Source organism: uncultured Psychrosphaera sp. (genome assembly GCF_947500655.1).
GTDB lineage: Bacteria > Pseudomonadota > Gammaproteobacteria > Enterobacterales > Alteromonadaceae > Psychrosphaera.
Window position 1 is genome coordinate 109713 of sequence record NZ_CANMSK010000011.1, and the last position, 17694, is coordinate 127406.

A 17694-nucleotide genomic window follows, 5' to 3' on the forward strand; every position below is an offset into this window, starting at 1 on the left:
TATTTTAACTACCGACTTTCACTTCTAATTTCAACATTAACTATACCTAGATAAAAAGCGCAAACTCAAATTTTAGGTTTAAGACGCGGTCACAAAAGTAAAAAACACAAGACTAATTAAAAACAGCATATACATATTATATCTTTGTCTGTCGGTTCGTCTTTTTAACCTAAACTGATTTAATACTATTGTGACTAGTGACAATGATAGACAAAAGTACAGAGTTATCTCCAACCAGCCCTTTAACTCTAACAACCAATTTGTTCTGACACTGACTTTTTCATCAATTATTTGGTAGATCACATATTCCACTTCTGGTTTCGCATAATGGTAAATAACCAGCGCAATTAAAAAAACTATCCAAGAAAATATATTAAACATATTAATAGTGACACTAACCCAATCTGAATTACCGCTTCGCTGTTCTTTACCGTACCACATGAAATAACCTCTATATTTCGTTTCAACCTCTTCATATTGAACATAATTCGTTCAATTGGCCTAATTTTGTTTAATAAGTTTAGCCTACACTCTATTAGTGCTTGTATCTAGCCCTCAAGCCAGTAATATTGTCGACATATATATACTTTTTTTAAAACAATATTTAGACCGATAAAAATATGGCTCATAATTCAGTAAAATCATTATTATCTGGCGACTTCTCTGCCGGCGACACAGTTACAGTTAAAGGTTGGATCCGCACTAAACGTGATTCAAAAGCTGGGATCTCATTTTTGGCCGTTCATGACGGTTCATGTTTTGACCCTATCCAAGCAGTTGCACCTAATTCACTTCCTAATTACGAAGACATTACTAAGCTTACAACAAGCTGTTCTGTTGAAGTAACGGGTGAACTTGTGCAATCAGAAGGCCAAGGACAAGCACTAGAAATTCAAGCAACTGACGTTAAAATCGTTGGTTGGGTTGAAAATCCAGATACTTATCCAATGTCAGCTAAACGTCATTCAATAGAATACTTAAGAGAACACGCACACTTGCGTCCTCGTACTAATATAATTGGTGCGGTTGCTCGAGTTCGTAACTGTTTAGCTCAAGCTGTTCATCGTTTTTTCCATGAACAAGGTTATTACTGGGTGAGTACTCCTATCATCACAGCATCTGACTGTGAAGGTGCTGGCGAAATGTTCCGTGTATCTACCTTAGATATGGTTAATACACCAATGACTGACAAAGGCGAAGTTGATTACAGCCAAGACTTTTTTGGTAAAGAAGCTTACTTAACCGTTTCTGGTCAATTAAATGGTGAAACTTACGCTTGTGCACTAAGCAAAATTTATACTTTTGGCCCTACTTTCCGTGCCGAAAATTCAAATACAAGCCGTCACTTAGCTGAATTTTGGATGATTGAGCCAGAAGTCGCTTTTGCTGACTTAGCCGACATTGCTCAGTTATCTGAAGATTTATTAAAATACGTATTTAAAGCCGTACTAACTGAATTACCAGATGACATGAACTTTTTCGCACAACGTGTTGAAAAAACAGCGATCTCTCGTTTAGAGCAAGTAATTAATTCACCGTTTGTTCGTATGGACTACACTGATGCAATTGATATCTTGTTAAAATCAGGTAAAGAATTTGAATTCCCGGTTGCATGGGGAATTGACTTATCTTCTGAACACGAACGTTACCTTGCAGAAGAACATGTTGGTGCGCCAATTATTATGCAAAATTATCCTCGTGATATTAAAGCATTCTACATGCGTCAAAACGACGATGGTAAAACCGTTGCAGCAATGGACGTACTTGCACCAGGTATTGGTGAAATCATTGGTGGTTCTCAACGTGAAGAAAGATTAGACGTATTTGATGCCCGTTTAGAAGAAATGGGATTAGATAAGGAAGATTACAGTTGGTACCGTGACTTACGTCGCTACGGCTCTGTTCCTCACGCTGGTTTTGGCTTAGGTTTTGAACGTTTGGTTGCTTATGTAACTGGTATGCAAAATGTTCGTGACGTTATCGCCTTCCCACGTGCACCAGGTACAGCAAACTACTAAAATAGTAGTTTGTGTTAGAGATTAATAATTCAACCAGTTTTTAATTAAATTGGTATAGGGGCTAATTAAAGCCCCTTTTTAATGAAAAAGAACATGAGGTTTATCATGAAAATATTAGGTATAGAATTAAACGCAAAAGAAGCTGTATTGTGTTTAATGGCATCAGAGTCAGGATTATTTAACGTTATGGAATGTCGTACTCGCGGCATCGAATTACGTGATGCAGAAACAGCGGAAGGCGTTCGTGGCTTTCAATTTCAAATGATTAAGTTGATTGACGATTACGCCATCGACAAAGTTGTGATCAAGCAACGTCATGCGAAAGGTAAGTTTGCAGGTAGTACGAACAGCTTTAAAATGGAAGCAGCGATTCAGTTAATCGACTCAGTTTCTGTTGAAGTGATACCTGCGACTGAAATCAAAGAGACGCTGAAAAAGAATCCACTGGATTACAATATGAAAGATTTGGAATTACGTAAATTCCAAGAAGACGCTTTTTATACAGCGTACTCGTTTGCCCTGCGTGATTTATAATACGCTTTAAATAAAATCGTATTCAATAAAAAACCACTGATTTAAGTGGTTTTTTTATTTCAATTGAAATTAATTTACTTACTACATAAACCATTTAAACCACGTTTCTTCTTTTGTTTCAGTATTAATTTTTCGCTGTAAAAATGACTCTAAAAAATCAGCTTGAAGGTCAAATTCAGGTGTAAAGTTATTATTCTCGCCCTTTAAAGTAACCCCGTTTTCACGGCCTTTTTCAGTGACTTCACAGTGGCCATTTTTACAAACAATATCAGGCTCTACTCTATGAAGTACTACTTCTTCTGAAGCGGTTATGACATATCGCTCTTCAGCTCTAGTAAACTCTGTAAATTCATTAGGTGTCGCGCTGGTTTCTACTCCGGCTGTTACCTCTACCATGTGTTGCAAAAATTCATAACTTCCCGCGTGAGACAACGCACCAGTTCCAGATGCAGAGTCTGTGATGAATGAAATAAATCCTTTATCTAAGCTTGTGGAAGATAAAGCATCACTAGCAAAAAGGTTATCGATAGTTGTCTGGTCTTCATCCGTAAAACTGATCGAGAGTAAATGTCCCTCTGAGTCAAAATGATTGCCATTATAACTACCTAACATTTCTCCATTATCAAATTGTCTATAACCACCTAAATCGAAGGCCAGCAACATTATATAGTGAGTATCGATATCGTTTTCATCGGCATATTGAAACATACCTGCGATTGTATCTCGGTCTTCCTGTGTTAAAAATTCAGCTGGGATTTTTAACAAATTTTCCGTAGTAACACCGCTTTGAACTGGGGGTTCATTTCCACCAAAAATACGTTCTACCATGACTTCATAATAATGTTCAAATTGGCTATTATCGTCAGTTGTTGTGAGGCCTAGCTCATTTAACGTTGATTTAAATTGTGCACTTGCTTGTGAGTTATAATCACTAGAGATCATTGCTTTGCTAAGATCTGAAAAAGAGTCTGTGTGGGATAATAACGAATTTTCAAAAGAGACCATTGCGTCTGTCGTACTGTGATCAGCAAGTGCTTCTCGTTTTAATGATGAGAGCTCAACTTGATCTAATGTATGCCACTGTTCATAAGCTGCTAGTTTTTCAGAGGCGGTGAAGGTATTACTAGGGTCTAATGCTATCGTCTCAAGTTGAGTTTTAGATAGTTGTTCAAATTCTATTTTTGCAGAAGCAACGCTATTTGAGTTACCTTTAATATTTAAGTCCAGATCACTCCGTTCCCAAGATAAAGTTTGCTGATTTAATTGGGCGTATTCAATAGAACTTTGCGCCTTTGTTAATTTTGATGCTAAAGAGGACATAGAAACGTTTGTTTCATGCATTTTATTGTGGCTAGGTGTAGATTTTGATTGCAGCGGAATTTTTTGCGTAATGTCTGTATTTGAACGCCATTTGTTAGTTATTACATCCATGTGATTAACATCTCTTTTCATTAAAAGTTAGACTTATAAATCTCTACATAAATAATAAGCAAACTATAAGCCAGAATGGATATCATGGAGCTGGATGACTTTTATTTTATTCTCATATAAAACATTCCTGAATTTAACTTAATTTAATTTGCTCCAAAAACATCACAAACTCCTCAATTTTTGAGGTAATTAACAAACAAGTAAAAAATTCAACAAATTGGTTTTTATTGCCTGGAGTTATAGTCTCATCACTTCACTTTAAGTCGATTATTCCCATCGCGACTTTCACGAATAAGTTTATCATTTTCAATTTTCACATTGGATTTGGCAACTCTATCGTATAACACCACATTAACTGATGCGCCTAAATTCAAACTGCCATTGGTTGGCATAAAAACCACATGATCAGCTTTGTCTATTATCTTTTGGTTGATTGAACCATCTTCTGGGCCAAACACATAAAAAGCACTTTCTGGATGTTGAAACTCAGGTAGCGACGTTGCCCCTTCCACCAAGTCTACGCATATTAGAGGGACATTACTTGGTTTTTCCGCTAGGAAGTCTTCAACGTGAGATAAACCAATTTCATCATTTACATTTTGAGTATCTGTGGTGAATTTTTTAGCGCGGTCATAACGGTTACCGGTATAAAGGATCTCATTAGCACCAAAACAACCTGCGGCTCTTAATACCGCACCAACATTGGTTGGGCTTTTAGGATTGGTTAAACAAATTGTCACTTTATTAGTATTTGCAGATGTCATAGTTTGTTCTTTGTTTTACGTTAAAGCAGTAAAAAGCCAAGCTGATGCTTGGCTTTCAAATATACGTAATTTTTACATTATCGTCTGAGTATTGATAGCTGTAATTACATTTTATTACTTAAGTTTTGATCTATTACTAGGTTAGCTAATATCACTTTTAATTAAATAATCGCGGCTAAATCTGCCCCTTGGCGAATTGCACGTTTAGCATCAAGCTCTGCAGCTATACTCGCACCACCAATTAAATGTACGGTCACGCCACTTTCTTTTAATTCATCATATAATTTACTGTTGGACGTTTGCCCTGCACACACAATGACATTGTCTACATCTAAGTATTGTTGTTTGCCATCAATAACCACTTCTAAGCCTTTATCTGACAAACTCTTATATTCGACTTTATTGATCATCTGCACGCCAGCACGTTTAAGTTCAGCTCTGTGAACCCAACCGGATGTTTTACCCAAACCAGCGCCCACTTTAGTGTCTTTACGTTGCATAAGGTAAATGGTTTTATTTACTTTATCTTCCACAATAGGTTTTATTGCGCCACGGTTTTGATACGTTTTATCAACCCCCCAATAATCTAACCAATGTTCCAAGTCCAATGTATGGGATTCAGGTTGAATTAAACTACAAGCAACATCAAAACCAATGCCGCCAGCGCCAATAATAGCAACTTTATCTCCAACTGGTTTGTTAAGTTTTAATATGTCTATATAACCCAATACTTTGTCAGAGTCGAACCCAGGTAAGTCAAGTGTTCTTGGTGTAATTCCAGTTGCTACTATAACTTCATCAAAGCCCATGGCTTTTAAACTTTCAACTGACTGGAACTGACCTAAATGAAGAGTTACATTTTCGTCTTTTAGTTTGTTTTCAAAATAACGAATAGTCTCAAAAAACTCTTCTTTGCCGGGAATCGTTTTGGCAATATTAAATTGCCCACCAATTTCATCCGCAGCATCAAATAAATGCACCTCGTGACCTTTTTCCGCGGCATAAGCTGAGAACGCCATTCCAGATGGCCCTGCACCAATCACTGCTAATTTTTTAGCTTTATTTGCCGTTTTAAATACTAATTCTGTTTCATAACAAGCTACAGGATTAACTAGACAGGTTGCACGTTTACGAGCAAATACATGATCTAAACAACCTTGATTACAGGCGATACAAGTATTTATCTTGTCACTCTGATCCGCAGCAGCTTTATTTACAAATTCAGCATCGGCTAATAATGGACGAGCCATAGAGACCATATCAGCTTGTCCGCTTGATAATATTTCTTCCGCTACCTCTGGTGTATTAATGCGGTTAGTCGCAATAACAGGAATAGAAACTTCTTGTTTAATACGCTCTGATATCCAAGTGAATGCTTTTCTTGGTACAGAAGTAACTATGGTTGGGATCCTAGCTTCATGCCAGCCAATACCGGTATTTAACATAGTAACGCCAGCTTGCTCTAATAACTTAGCCAGTTGCACAACTTCTTCAAAAGTAGAACCATCATCAACAAGATCTATCATAGAGAGTCGGAAAATAATAATGAAGTCCGTACCGACCTTTTCTCTTGTTTGTTTTACAATCTCTAGTGCTAGGCGTGTTCTGTTTTCAAAACTACCGCCCCACTGATCTGTACGTTTATTGGTTTTTGGCGCAATAAATTGATTAATTAAATAACCTTCAGATCCCATGATCTCGACACCGTCATAACCAGCTTTTTGAGCAAGACCTGCACATTTAACAAAATCACGTATCGTTTTGTTTATGCCACGTTCTGACAAGGCTTTAGGTTTAAACGGATTTATTGGCGCTTTAATAGCTGAACAGCTGACATTAAATGGGTGATAGGCGTAGCGACCTGTGTGCAAAATTTGTAAACAAATTTTACTGTCATATTTATGTACGGTATCAGTTATGATTTTATGCTTTTTTACATGCCAGAAGTGACTTAACTGTGAACCGAATGGTTCAACTCGGCCGGCAAAGTTTGGTGCGATACCACCAGTAACCATAAGGCCTACTCCACCTTTGGCTCGTTCCTCATAAAAAGCAGCTAGTTTATTAAAGCCTTTTTTTTCTTCTTCTAATCCTGTGTGCATTGACCCCATTAATACACGATTTGCTAACTGAGTGAACCCTAGATCTAATGGTTTTAATAAATGCGGATAAGGCATATTCGACCCTTTTGATTATTATTTTTTTAATTATTTTGCTACTCTAACCAACTACTGGTCGGACTTCAATTAAATAATTAGTTACAAAGCACCTCTGGCAATATTGTAAAAATTATTCGACAATAAGTTTAAGCCAAATTACCAACTTTAGAGAACAATTATGGAAAATCAGTTAAAAAAAAATAAAAACTGGATTAAGGATTTATTAAAAGCTTGTTGGGGAGTAATTAGCTTTACTCGCACCGCTACGTTAAATATTTTATTTCTTATAATAGCAACATTCATTTTAATCGCTATTTTAGCCGGTGGTGAGCCAACTGTAATTGTAGAGAATAATTCAGTTTTAAAATTGAATTTATCTGGTGAAATAGTTGAGGAAAAAACCTTTGTTGACCCTTACAGCGAGTTTATGTCTGGCGCACTTGGTGATACTGATTCAAGTCCAGAAATCTTATTAACTGACATTCTCACAATCTTAAAAACGGCAGCTACTGACTCTAGAATAAAAGCATTGCTCATTGACGTTAAAAACTTACAAGGTAGTGGACTAAGTAAGTTACAAGAAGTTGGTCAAGCACTCGATAGATTTAAGCAAACATCCAACAAACCGGTTTTAGTTTACGGTGATTATTTTTCTCAATCTCAATATTATATTGCAGCACACGCTGACGAAGTTATTTTGCATCCAATGGGCGGAGTTTCTATTGATGGCTTTGGCCGCTACCGCATGTATTTAAAATCAGCATTAGAAAAGTTAAAAGTAAATACCCATATTTTTAGAGTTGGTACTTATAAGTCTGCTGTTGAACCTTTTTTACGCGATGATATGTCTGAGCCAGCTAAAATTGCTAATCAACAATGGTTAGGTGATTTATGGTCTGATTATAAAGCAGACGTAAGCAAAGCTAGAAACTTTGAATCAACTAACTTTGATGAACAACTTGATGACTTACTGGCTAAATTAAAAGACGTTAATGGTAATTTTGCACAGTTTGCTCTTAACAACTCTTGGGTTGATAAATTAATGACTCACCAAGAGTTTGATTTATATATTGATGAGCAATGGTTAGGACAAAAAGCGAAAACAATTAGTTTAAATGATTACCTAGCCGCGACTAAACAACCTTTCTTAGAAAACAATAAAGATAAAGTCGGTATTGTTGTAGCTAAAGGTACTATTTATAACGGCAGTAAATCGTCAGGTGAGATAGGTGGTGACTCAACAGCGAAGTTACTGAAACAAGCCCGTGAAGATGAACAGGTAAAAGCTATTGTTCTACGTGTTGATAGTCCAGGAGGTAGCGCATTTGCTTCTGAGGTTATTCGTAATGAAATAGAAGCGATAAGACTAGCAGGAAAACCTATTGTTGTTTCTATGAGTTCTATGGCCGCTTCTGGCGGTTACTGGATTTCAGCTTCAACAGATGAAATTTGGGCCTCACCTACAACAATCACAGGATCTATTGGTATTTTTGGAATGTTAACCACATTTGAAGATTCTCTAGCTGAGTTTGGTATAAAAACAGATGGCGTGGCGACAACTGAAATGGCAGGATTTTCTGTAACTAGAGCACTGAATCCAGTTATGGGCGAAGTTATCCAAACATCTGTTGAACATGGTTACGACCAATTTATTAGCTTAGTGGCAAAAGAAAGAAACATGAGTAAAGCTGACGTTGATAGTATTGCCCAGGGTCGAGTTTGGTCTGGTAAAAAAGCGCTTGAATTAGGCTTAGTTGACAAGTTAGGCTCTTACCAAGATGCTATTGACTCTGCAGCTGAGCGTGCCGGCTTAACAGACTTTAAAACGACGGTTATAAAGAAAAAACTATCATCTTATGAGATCTTAATGAATGACTTATTTGCTGCTTACGCCCCTAAAATCACAGTGTCAACAAACAACAATAACGGCATGCTCAGTGTATTAAATCGCATTATGGCTGAAACCAAAACATGGACTCAGTTAAATGATCCTGTTGGCATGTACTTATATTGTTATGAATGTGATGTGAACTAAAGCATAACAAAGTATGATTTAGCTCAATTCAAGCTTGGTTTACACTAGGATTGAAACTAGAATACGCCCACTAATAATAGTGGGTTTATTTTTGCCTACATTTTCTGTTCGCTACTAACATCGAGATTTCTCATGACTTCAGATAAAAAACGTATATATATCGCTTACACTGGCGGTACTATCGGTATGAAAAAGTCAACCAATGGTTATATTCCAGTTGAGGGATACATTACTGATGTATTAAATTCGATGACAGAGCTAAACCGTCCAGAAATGCCTGAATTTACTATTTCTGAATTCTCCCCCGTTTTAGACTCAAGCAATATGTCACCAAATGACTGGCAAAATATTGCGAACGATATTTATAAAAATTATGATGATTACGACGGGTTTGTTGTTTTACATGGTACAGATACCATGGCATACACAGCTTCCGCTTTATCTTTTATGTTCGACCACTTAAATAAACCGGTAATTGTTACTGGCAGTCAAATACCTTTGTCTGAAATACGTTCTGACGGTCTACACAACCTATTAAATGCATTATATATTGCGGCTAATTATCCAATAAGTGAAGTCGGTTTGTTTTTTAACAATCGTTTATATCGTGGAAATAGAGCAACCAAAGCTGACGCTGATGGATTTAATGCTTTTGACAGTCCTAACTACCCTGCTCTTATCAATGCGGGCATTCAAATTGATATGAGTTCTACCGCTTTAAATGCTCATAAAGAATTTAAAAACATTAATAACAGTTTTAACGTTCTTAATATTACAGATCAGCCAATTGGTGTTGTTAGCTTATACCCAGGTATTTCTCACTTGGTGATCAAAAATATTTTAGCTCAACCGGTAAATGCACTGATCATTCAAAGTTATGGGGTTGGTAATGCTCCCGAGAATAAAGCTTTGTTAAATGAAATCAAAGATGCAAATGATCGAGGGATATTAGTTGTTAACAGAACACAGTGTCATAGAGGTAGCGTGGATATGGCCGGTTATGCAACTGGTCGAGCATTACAGGAAGCTGGCGTACTTTCAGCGTATGACATGACGTTAGAGGCTTGTTTAACAAAGATACATCATTTGTTAAGCCAAGACTTACCGTTTGATACCGTCCGAGAATTATTTAGTCAAAACCTTAAAGGCGAGATGACGACAAACTTACCTTAAACAAACATAATGAACATTGGCTTTAAAACTTAAATTTAAGAAATAAGGCCTCTGTTATTTATTGTTTTTTACTAACCAAGCATTTAACTGTTTTACTTGCCCACATTTTTGCGCTGCATAGGTTAGACGAATAGCATTACTTAAAATAGTACTATCATCCCAGTCGGTTAAATCACGAATTTCGTTCAAACAAGCTTGTGCTTCTTCAGTTAAATAGCCACGAACTTCTTTTTTTCCAAGCGATTCTTTCTTATCTCGATAGCGTTTTTGCTTTTCAGCATTGGTTAATGGTATTTTTTTGTCCATAATCTCAAATAATTAACTGTTCGGAGTTGTTTAGCGTACAAGTGTACGCTAAATTAGCGTTCTAATTTCTTGGAACTAGTATAAGTTTATTTATGCCACAAAAAAACAGCTTTGATAAAAACGATTTAATTGCATGTGGGAACGGCGAGTTATTTGGTGAAGGTAACGCACGTTTACCGTCAGATAATATGTTAATGATGGACCGTGTTATTAAGATCACCGAGGAAGGTGGTAAATATGGAAAAGGCGAAATTATCGCTGAATTAGATATTACGCCTGATCTATGGTTTTTCGACTGTCACTTTAAGAGTGACCCAGTAATGCCAGGATGTTTAGGCCTTGATGCAATGTGGCAACTTATTGGTTTCTTCTTAGGTTGGGCCGGTGGTCCGGGTAGAGGGCGTGCACTAGGTGTTGGTGAAGTTAAATTCACAGGACAAGTTTTACCTACAGCTAAAAAAGTGACTTACCGCATTGATTTGAAACGTGTTATTAAACGTAAATTATTTATGGGACTTGGTGATGGCGTTGTTGAAGTAGATGGCAAAAAAATCTATGAAGCAAACGACTTAAAAGTTGGCTTATTTACAGATACATCTTCGTTCTAGTTTGAGCCACATTTATAAAGCTCAATCAATGAAAACCGAATAAAAAACAAAAAAGCCCGTTTAATTACGGGCTTTTACGTTAATGAATGTGAATTACTTAAATAATCCGTCGCTCTTATCCCCAATGGCCTCTCGCCATCCTCCTAACCACTGCGACTTACTTCCACTTTGCTGATATGGGCATGTCTCTCTGGAGCGTCCTGTAATACCAGCTTTATAACCTTGAGAATGTGCTCTATCTAACCTATCTCGTTTCTGTCTTTTCATTGGCAGTTCCTTAATATATTTTTATTTTGGAAATTTAGTTGAAAATTCATCCTGTGTATTTGTATAAAAAATACACTTATATAGTGATATACAAAAACTATATTTAGTTCAACTGCTTTTTGACATTTTTGTTACAGATAAAAGTAAGCCCATGAATATCATGGGCTTTTTTATATAGAATGGTTAGTTATATAGAGCGGCGTCTAATATACAAAAGAGCACTTAAGAAAATAAGCAATATAGGTGTACTCGATAGCCCTTTTCTTTCATATTTATCTTCATTAACATCGCTACAATTTTCAATCTCTCCAGACTCAATAGGCGTTAATAAAACAGAAACTGTAACTTGTTCTTTGTAAGGTTCACCATACGTATCGTATTTGACCTCACCAAGGGAATCTCGTTCATCAATCGTTTTTAAAGCGGTAGCAGCTATCTGGTTACTATTATTGATATCTTTCATTTCAACAATTTCAAACTCAGAGTTACATTCGACTAAGTCATTAATATCAAAAAACTCTTTTGTATTAATATCATAAATAAACCCATGCTTTCTACGAACTGTATCTGTGGTCACTTCGTATTCAGCTTCCCCAATTACTTTTCCTAAATCATTAATAGCATTAGCTGAGCTTTCAGCTGAAGTATAAAATGTATCTGGTGTTTGTAGCTCTTCTGTCGCCATGTCATATACAAAAAATTCATCATTATAAGTACCATCATAATAAGTTTGCACTTTCCCAACGACAACATTTGAGTTATTGATGTCCGACGCATATCCTGCATCATATAAGTCATTATCAATAAGACTTTCGGTACTTTTGTCAGAACGAACAAATACTAATGGCTGTATACGTACCGACTCATCACTGTTATATACATGACCATAGCCAACGCCAATGCCTTCGTCATTTACGGCTGAAATAACCGCTGTATAACTACTGGTACTTGTAGAATCATCAACTGTTAAACCTAAACCAAACTCAGTACTAGATAAAACATTACCACTACTATCAACTTGCCAAATATAAGGACTTGTTGCGTAAAGAGCAGATGCTTGTTGTTTTCCCCAAACGCAAACTAAAAGAGGTTCTGTTTCACTAATACAGTCACTTTCAATCGCTGAAAGTGCACTATCAAACATAGAAGTAGAAGAGTAACCAGCAACATAGCCAGAATCGCTAATATCAACAGCAGAGGTTAACCCACCATAATCACTAAAAGTCGGTTCAATAAGTGAAACACTACCACTCAAATAAACAGCAGCACGTGTTTTATATTCACGCTGCCAATACTTTAAATCGAACTTTATATTGTTACTATTGGTATAACTAAAATCTACTGGTATAAAAGGTGCGGAAGTAGTACCCACTGCAATATCGTTTGAATTAATGGCATAAACTATTTCAGTATTACTGGTTGTATAATCACCTAGCTCACCATCAACAACGTCTGATAGTATTGCTAAAGTAGTATCATCCCCTGAACTGATAAATGATTTATACGTTCCTAGTTTTTGATAAGAAGCCGATGTAAGACTAGACAAAACACTCATTAAGCAAGATGTTGAACTTGCATCAAAACTACCAGATGCCACTTCACTATCTGATAAACCGCAAGCACTTTTATAACTGTTTTCTATATATGACTCATTATAAAACTGGAAATTAAACTTATCGCTTGCGATACCTACAACTGTACCAGAATCGTTTATCCCCATAGAAGAATACTCGCGGTATTGGTCCAATGGTGAAATTTCTTTTATTTCATATTGCGCGGCAAAGCTTTGACCTGAATGGCAAATAAGAGTTGATGCCAGCACCGATGTTAAAAATAATTTTGTGTTCAAAATAATACTACCCAATTCAATTTTGTTGTTTTTCTTCTAGCTCTTCCCAGCGAGAATAAGCAACTCCAAGCTTCGACTCCGCTTCAGCTAATTGGTTCAATTTTGCTGACGTAAATTCACTATTTTGCTTAAAAAAGTCTGATGAATTTACAACCTCCTGAATTTCAGTAAGTTTAGACTCTAGGTCTTCGAGCAATTTTGGCAATGATTCTAACTCTGTCGCCTCCTTGTATGAAAGCTTTTTCTTAACTTTGTTTACACTTGGCTCAACTTTAGTTTTTGGTTTAACATTAACTGTTGGTTTTTCAACCTTTTTGGGTGCTATACGCTTTAAATAATCTTCATAATCTTGATAACCACCAACGACTTTATTTATCCTAGCATCACCTTCAAACGACCAAATAGAAGTTGCCGTGTTATCAATAAATTCACGGTCATGGCTTACTAATAAAACGGTGCCTTCATAATTAGCCACTAGCTCTTCAAGTAATTCTAGTGTTTCAACATCCAAATCATTGGTTGGCTCATCCAGAATTAACAGATTTGACGGTCTTACAAACAACTTAGCAAGTAACAAGCGGTTTTTCTCACCACCTGATAATGCTTTAACTGGTGTTCTTGAGCGCTCAGGCGGGAATAAGAAATCTTGTAAATAACTCAATACGTGACGTGTGCCACCATTAAACTCAACCTCTTGCTTACCTTCTGCAACATTATCTTGAACACTTTGTTCTTCATCTAATGCTAATCTGTGCTGATCAAAATAAGCAACCTTAAGGTTTTCGCCAATTTTAACAACACCAGCATCAGGCTCAATCTGTCCCATCATAAGTTTAATTAGTGTAGATTTACCAACACCATTTGGACCAACTAACGCTATTCTGTCGCCTCTTGCTACTAATGCATCAAAGTCACTAACAAGGGTTCTGCCCGGAATAGAGTAGGATATATTAATAGTTTCAAATACTTTCTTAGCTGATTTATCACCAGACTGAATGGTCATTTTCGCATTTTTCGGTGCGTCAATTCGAGCGCCACGTTCATTACGTAAACTTTTTAATGCACGAACTCGACCTTCATTACGTGTACGACGAGCTTTAATACCTTGACGGATCCACACTTCTTCTTGCGCTAACTTTTTGTCAAACAACGCATTTTGTTGTTCTTCTACTTCCAACAAACGTTGCTTTTCTTCTAGGTAGTATTCGTATGTGCCTTCAAAAGAAACCAAATTACCACGGTCTAAATCGATAATACGAGTCGCTAAACTTCTGATAAACGCCCTGTCATGCGAAATAAAGACAATAGCACCAGTAAATTCTTTTAAGAATGTCTCTAACCATTGAATCGCATCTATATCTAAATGGTTAGTTGGTTCGTCGAGTAATAATACATCCGGCTGTTTTACTAATGCACGAGCTAGTGCCAGTTTTCGTAACCAACCACCTGACAGTTTATTAATATCTTGATCTGGATCCAGCTCTAATTTAGACAATGTTTGGCTTATAGTGGTTTCTAACGTCCAACCATGTAATTGCTCAATACGGTTTTGAACTCGTTCAAGCTTGTCCATTAAGTCTGGTTCATCACAAACTTTTAATGCTAGTTCGTTGTATTCATCCAATAACTGTTTAGTTTCTTCTAAACCTTTGGATACAAACTCAAACACGGTACCGTGTTGTCCACGTGGTGGATCTTGTTCAAGCCTAGCAACTATAACATCGCTAACTATTTGTAGTTTACCGTCATCTAACGTTAAATCATGGTTAATGATCTTCATCAATGATGATTTTCCGGCGCCATTTCGTCCAACAATACAAACACGTTCACCGCTGTTTAATTGAAAGTCGGCTTTGTCTAATATTGGGTTGGTACCAAAGGCTAATTGAGCCTTAGAAAGTCTAACTAATTCCATAATATTTCAAATACTGCTTAATTTGTTCTGCGTCAAATGGCCAAAATAAAGCCTGCTCTTCGCGTTCCACCAATAACACTGGAATATGCTCACCGTATAAATGAACTAAATCATCATCTTCAACAATATCGATAACTGTTGGTGACAACTCCAGAGATTGGCATAATTTAAGGGCGTCTTCACATAGATGACACCCATCGGTTGAATATAATAATACTTGTTTAATCATTACTATTTATTACAAAAGGCTACTTTAAAGATAGCTTCCAACATTGATGAATCTTACTATTACGCTGGAAATCTTCTGGCAAAGTTTGTTTTGTCATATCAGTGATAGCAAAACCTAACTCTTCAATTGCTGCTAAATCTAATTTAAAGTTTCTTAAGTTGTTGGAAAATAACAGTTCACCGCCATCATTTAAACGATCTTTTACTAATTTAATAATTTCAACGTGATCACGCTGTACATCCCAAGTTCTATCCATTTTTTTAGAATTAGAAAAACTTGGTGGATCTAAAAATACTAAATCAAATTTATCATGACACTTAGTTAACCAATCTAAACAATCAGCTCTTTGGAAAAAGTGACTCTTAGTGTCAATTCTGTTTAGTCTGAAGTTATCTTCACACCAATCTAGATAAGTGTTAGACATATCAACACTAGTTACACTTTTAGCGCCAGCTAATGCGGCATGCACAGACACACTACCTGTATAACAAAATAGATTCAAAACCGTTTTATCATTACACCAAGAGGCAAACTCTTTACGAGTTGAACGGTGATCTAAAAACAAACCAGTATCTAAGTAATCATGGATGTTAACGTAAAACTGAGCATTAAACTCATTTACGGTAAATCTATGGAATTTACTGTCTTCTTTTTCATATTGGTCTTTGCCCTTTTGCGATTTACGTACTTTCAATGCAAAGGTGTTTTCATCCAAATTGAATTTTTGCTGCAAGATACTTAATACATCTAACAAACGTGTTTCCGCTAAAACAGCATTAACCGTTTTTGGCGCTTGGTATTCATAAACAACAATTTTACCGTCATAATAATCAACCGCTACGTTGTATTCTGGAATATCAGCGTCGTATATACGGTAACAAGTAACGTCTTCTTTTTTAGCCCATTTAGTTAAACGTTTTAAGTTTTTCTCTAAACGCCCTTCAAATGCTTGACCATCTTTACTTAAATAATATTTACCGTTCTTCGCACTTTCTGATAGCTCACATTGCTGCGGCGTTAAATGATAATTAGTTAATACCGTATCTATCTGACCATTCTTTAATTTGAACTCTTTGCTTTTTTGCAGTCTTAGCAACTTAATTAACATTGGTTGGCTGGATAGTAGAGACACATGCCAATTTTCATAATTTTGTTTAAAGTTTAAACCTAAACGTTTAAATAAAGACAAAAGAACAATAGATTCACCAATACGTTCACCGTAAGGAGGATTTGAAACAATCCAACCAGGCTCTAACGATTTTGAAACCATGGCTTTAGAAGCATCTTGCTGAGCAATAGTGATCACGTCTTCTAAGCCAGCGTTTTCAACATTAAGCATTGCTTTATCGACTACGTATTTTGAAATTTCATAACCAATAAAGGTAGTAGATGCAGGAACTTCCTGTGCAATCACTTCGTCTCTTAATGCTTCATACTTAAATACACTGAACTCAGGGTGTTTAACAAATGGGAAACTACGTTTATTTAAACCAGGTGCACGTTTCATATGCATACCAGCAGCTTCAATTAACAATGTGCCTGAACCAGCAAACATATCAACGAACGGGCTTTTTTCATCCCAACCACTTCGTTTTATAATAGCGGCAGCTAAATGCTCTTTTAACGGAGCAGCGCCCTGTTCTGTTCTAAAACCACGTTGGTGTAAAGATGGACCTGAAAAATCGACGTAAATCTTACATTTCCCTTTGAACATTCTTGCCTGAATTCGTATGTCTGGATTCTCTTTATCTATATCCGGACGTTTACCTGATTCTTCTCTTAAATTGTCCACGATGGCATCTTTGACTATTAATGCACCAAACTGTGTGTTTCTTATACTTTTGTCTGTTCCAACAAACTCCACAGAGAAGGAACGACTTTTAGTAAAGTAAGGATGCCAGTCAAAGCCTAGGACACCATTGTAGATATCATCCTTATCACTTCCCTTAATTTCCGTAACGTAACGTAAAATACGAGTAGCAAGTCGTGACCAAAGACATATACTTTGTGCAACCTCAAAAGTAGCAGTGAAATATACAGACTGCAGTTTATGGTGCACATCAGTGGCACCTAAGCTTTCCAGTTCGGTGGCTAAAAGAGGTTCAATTCCGGCAGATGTAAGAGCAATAAAGTTAGGCATAAGATCAAAAGTTAGTAAATTTGCGCCATTATAAGCAAATTTCACTAAAAGACCTATTTATTACAGTTTTTAAATTTAATACTTGCATAATTTTTTTTAATCACTATTATACGCACCTCGTTGGGGCAGAGAGTTCCACCGAGTTTTATAGGTCTTTTAAGTAGGACTATAAAAATGCAAAAATAATGGCGCGGGATGGAGCAGTCTGGTAGCTCGTCGGGCTCATAACCCGAAGGTCGTAGGTTCAAATCCTGCTCCCGCAACCA

General features: G+C 36.5%; 15 protein-coding genes and 1 tRNA gene. 6 read left to right on the top strand and 10 right to left on the bottom strand.

Features of this window, described 5'->3' with window-relative positions:
- Nucleotides 1-78: 78 nt before the first annotated feature.
- Entirely contained in the window at nt 79-441 is a 363-nt protein-coding gene (locus Q0940_RS10785; protein WP_299268264.1) for a hypothetical protein, read from the bottom strand.
- A 179-nt stretch (nt 442-620) separates the two neighbouring features.
- Here Q0940_RS10785 and asnS point away from each other — a divergent pair, with 179 nt between their 5' ends.
- Both asnS and Q0940_RS10795 read left to right on the top strand, forming a co-directional pair.
- Entirely contained in the window at nt 621-2018 is a 1398-nt protein-coding gene (gene asnS / locus Q0940_RS10790) for an asparagine--tRNA ligase (protein WP_299268267.1), read from the top strand.
- Between the two features lie 105 nt (nt 2019-2123).
- Complete coding sequence (locus Q0940_RS10795; protein WP_299268270.1) at nt 2124-2552, top strand: DUF3010 family protein; 429 nt, start codon at nt 2124-2126, stop codon at nt 2550-2552.
- 81 nt (nt 2553-2633) lie between these two features.
- Here the strand turns inward: Q0940_RS10795 and Q0940_RS10800 are convergent, their stop codons facing one another.
- From Q0940_RS10800 to Q0940_RS10810, 3 genes are all read right to left on the bottom strand, one after another.
- Nucleotides 2634-3983, bottom strand: coding sequence for a hypothetical protein (locus tag Q0940_RS10800; protein WP_299268273.1), 1350 nt, complete (start codon nt 3981-3983; stop codon nt 2634-2636).
- A 248-nt stretch (nt 3984-4231) separates the two neighbouring features.
- Nucleotides 4232-4747: an RNA methyltransferase gene (locus Q0940_RS10805; RefSeq protein ID WP_299268276.1), complete on the bottom strand. Its 516-nt coding sequence runs from the start codon at nt 4745-4747 to the stop codon at nt 4232-4234.
- Between the two features lie 161 nt (nt 4748-4908).
- Nucleotides 4909-6924, bottom strand: a complete 2016-nt coding sequence (locus Q0940_RS10810) for an NADPH-dependent 2,4-dienoyl-CoA reductase (RefSeq protein ID WP_299268279.1) — start codon at nt 6922-6924, stop codon at nt 4909-4911.
- Nucleotides 6925-7084: 160 nt separating this feature from the next.
- Here Q0940_RS10810 and sppA point away from each other — a divergent pair, with 160 nt between their 5' ends.
- Together sppA and ansA are read left to right on the top strand one after the other, a co-directional pair.
- Nucleotides 7085-8941, top strand: coding sequence for a signal peptide peptidase SppA (sppA, locus tag Q0940_RS10815; protein ID WP_299268281.1), 1857 nt, complete (start codon nt 7085-7087; stop codon nt 8939-8941).
- A gap of 132 nt (nt 8942-9073) precedes the next feature.
- Complete coding sequence (gene ansA / locus Q0940_RS10820) at nt 9074-10114, top strand: asparaginase (RefSeq protein ID WP_299268284.1); 1041 nt, start codon at nt 9074-9076, stop codon at nt 10112-10114.
- A gap of 54 nt (nt 10115-10168) precedes the next feature.
- On the opposite strand, the gene Q0940_RS10825 is transcribed toward ansA, so the two are convergent.
- The gene (locus tag Q0940_RS10825) at nt 10169-10420 is read right to left on the bottom strand and encodes a hypothetical protein (protein ID WP_299268288.1); all 252 of its coding nucleotides are present in this window, start codon (nt 10418-10420) and stop codon (nt 10169-10171) included.
- A 92-nt stretch (nt 10421-10512) separates the two neighbouring features.
- Here Q0940_RS10825 and fabA point away from each other — a divergent pair, with 92 nt between their 5' ends.
- Nucleotides 10513-11028, top strand: a complete 516-nt coding sequence (gene fabA, locus Q0940_RS10830) for a bifunctional 3-hydroxydecanoyl-ACP dehydratase/trans-2-decenoyl-ACP isomerase (RefSeq protein WP_299268291.1) — start codon at nt 10513-10515, stop codon at nt 11026-11028.
- Nucleotides 11029-11121: 93 nt separating this feature from the next.
- Here fabA and rmf read toward each other — a convergent pair whose 3' ends face one another.
- The 5 genes from rmf to rlmKL form a co-directional block, all read right to left on the bottom strand.
- On the bottom strand, nt 11122-11295 hold the full coding sequence (gene rmf / locus Q0940_RS10835) for a ribosome modulation factor (protein ID WP_299268294.1): 174 nt from the start codon (nt 11293-11295) through the stop codon (nt 11122-11124).
- 187 nt (nt 11296-11482) lie between these two features.
- The gene (locus Q0940_RS10840; RefSeq protein ID WP_299268296.1) at nt 11483-13144 is read right to left on the bottom strand and encodes a DUF3466 family protein; all 1662 of its coding nucleotides are present in this window, start codon (nt 13142-13144) and stop codon (nt 11483-11485) included.
- Between the two features lie 16 nt (nt 13145-13160).
- Nucleotides 13161-15059 carry an ABC transporter ATP-binding protein gene (locus tag Q0940_RS10845; protein ID WP_299268298.1) on the bottom strand — a complete coding sequence of 633 codons (1899 nt, stop codon included), beginning with the start codon at nt 15057-15059 and terminating at the stop codon, nt 13161-13163.
- Entirely contained in the window at nt 15046-15288 is a 243-nt protein-coding gene (locus Q0940_RS10850) for a glutaredoxin family protein (RefSeq protein ID WP_299268299.1), read from the bottom strand. The genes Q0940_RS10845 and Q0940_RS10850 overlap by 14 nt, the downstream gene beginning before the upstream one ends.
- Nucleotides 15289-15307: 19 nt before the next feature.
- A complete protein-coding gene (rlmKL, locus tag Q0940_RS10855) occupies nt 15308-17473 on the bottom strand; it encodes a bifunctional 23S rRNA (guanine(2069)-N(7))-methyltransferase RlmK/23S rRNA (guanine(2445)-N(2))-methyltransferase RlmL (RefSeq protein WP_299268301.1) in 2166 nt (721 codons plus the stop codon).
- 144 nt (nt 17474-17617) lie between these two features.
- On the opposite strand from rlmKL, the gene Q0940_RS10860 reads away from it, so the two are divergent.
- Nucleotides 17618-17694: transfer RNA gene (locus Q0940_RS10860), tRNA-Met, on the top strand.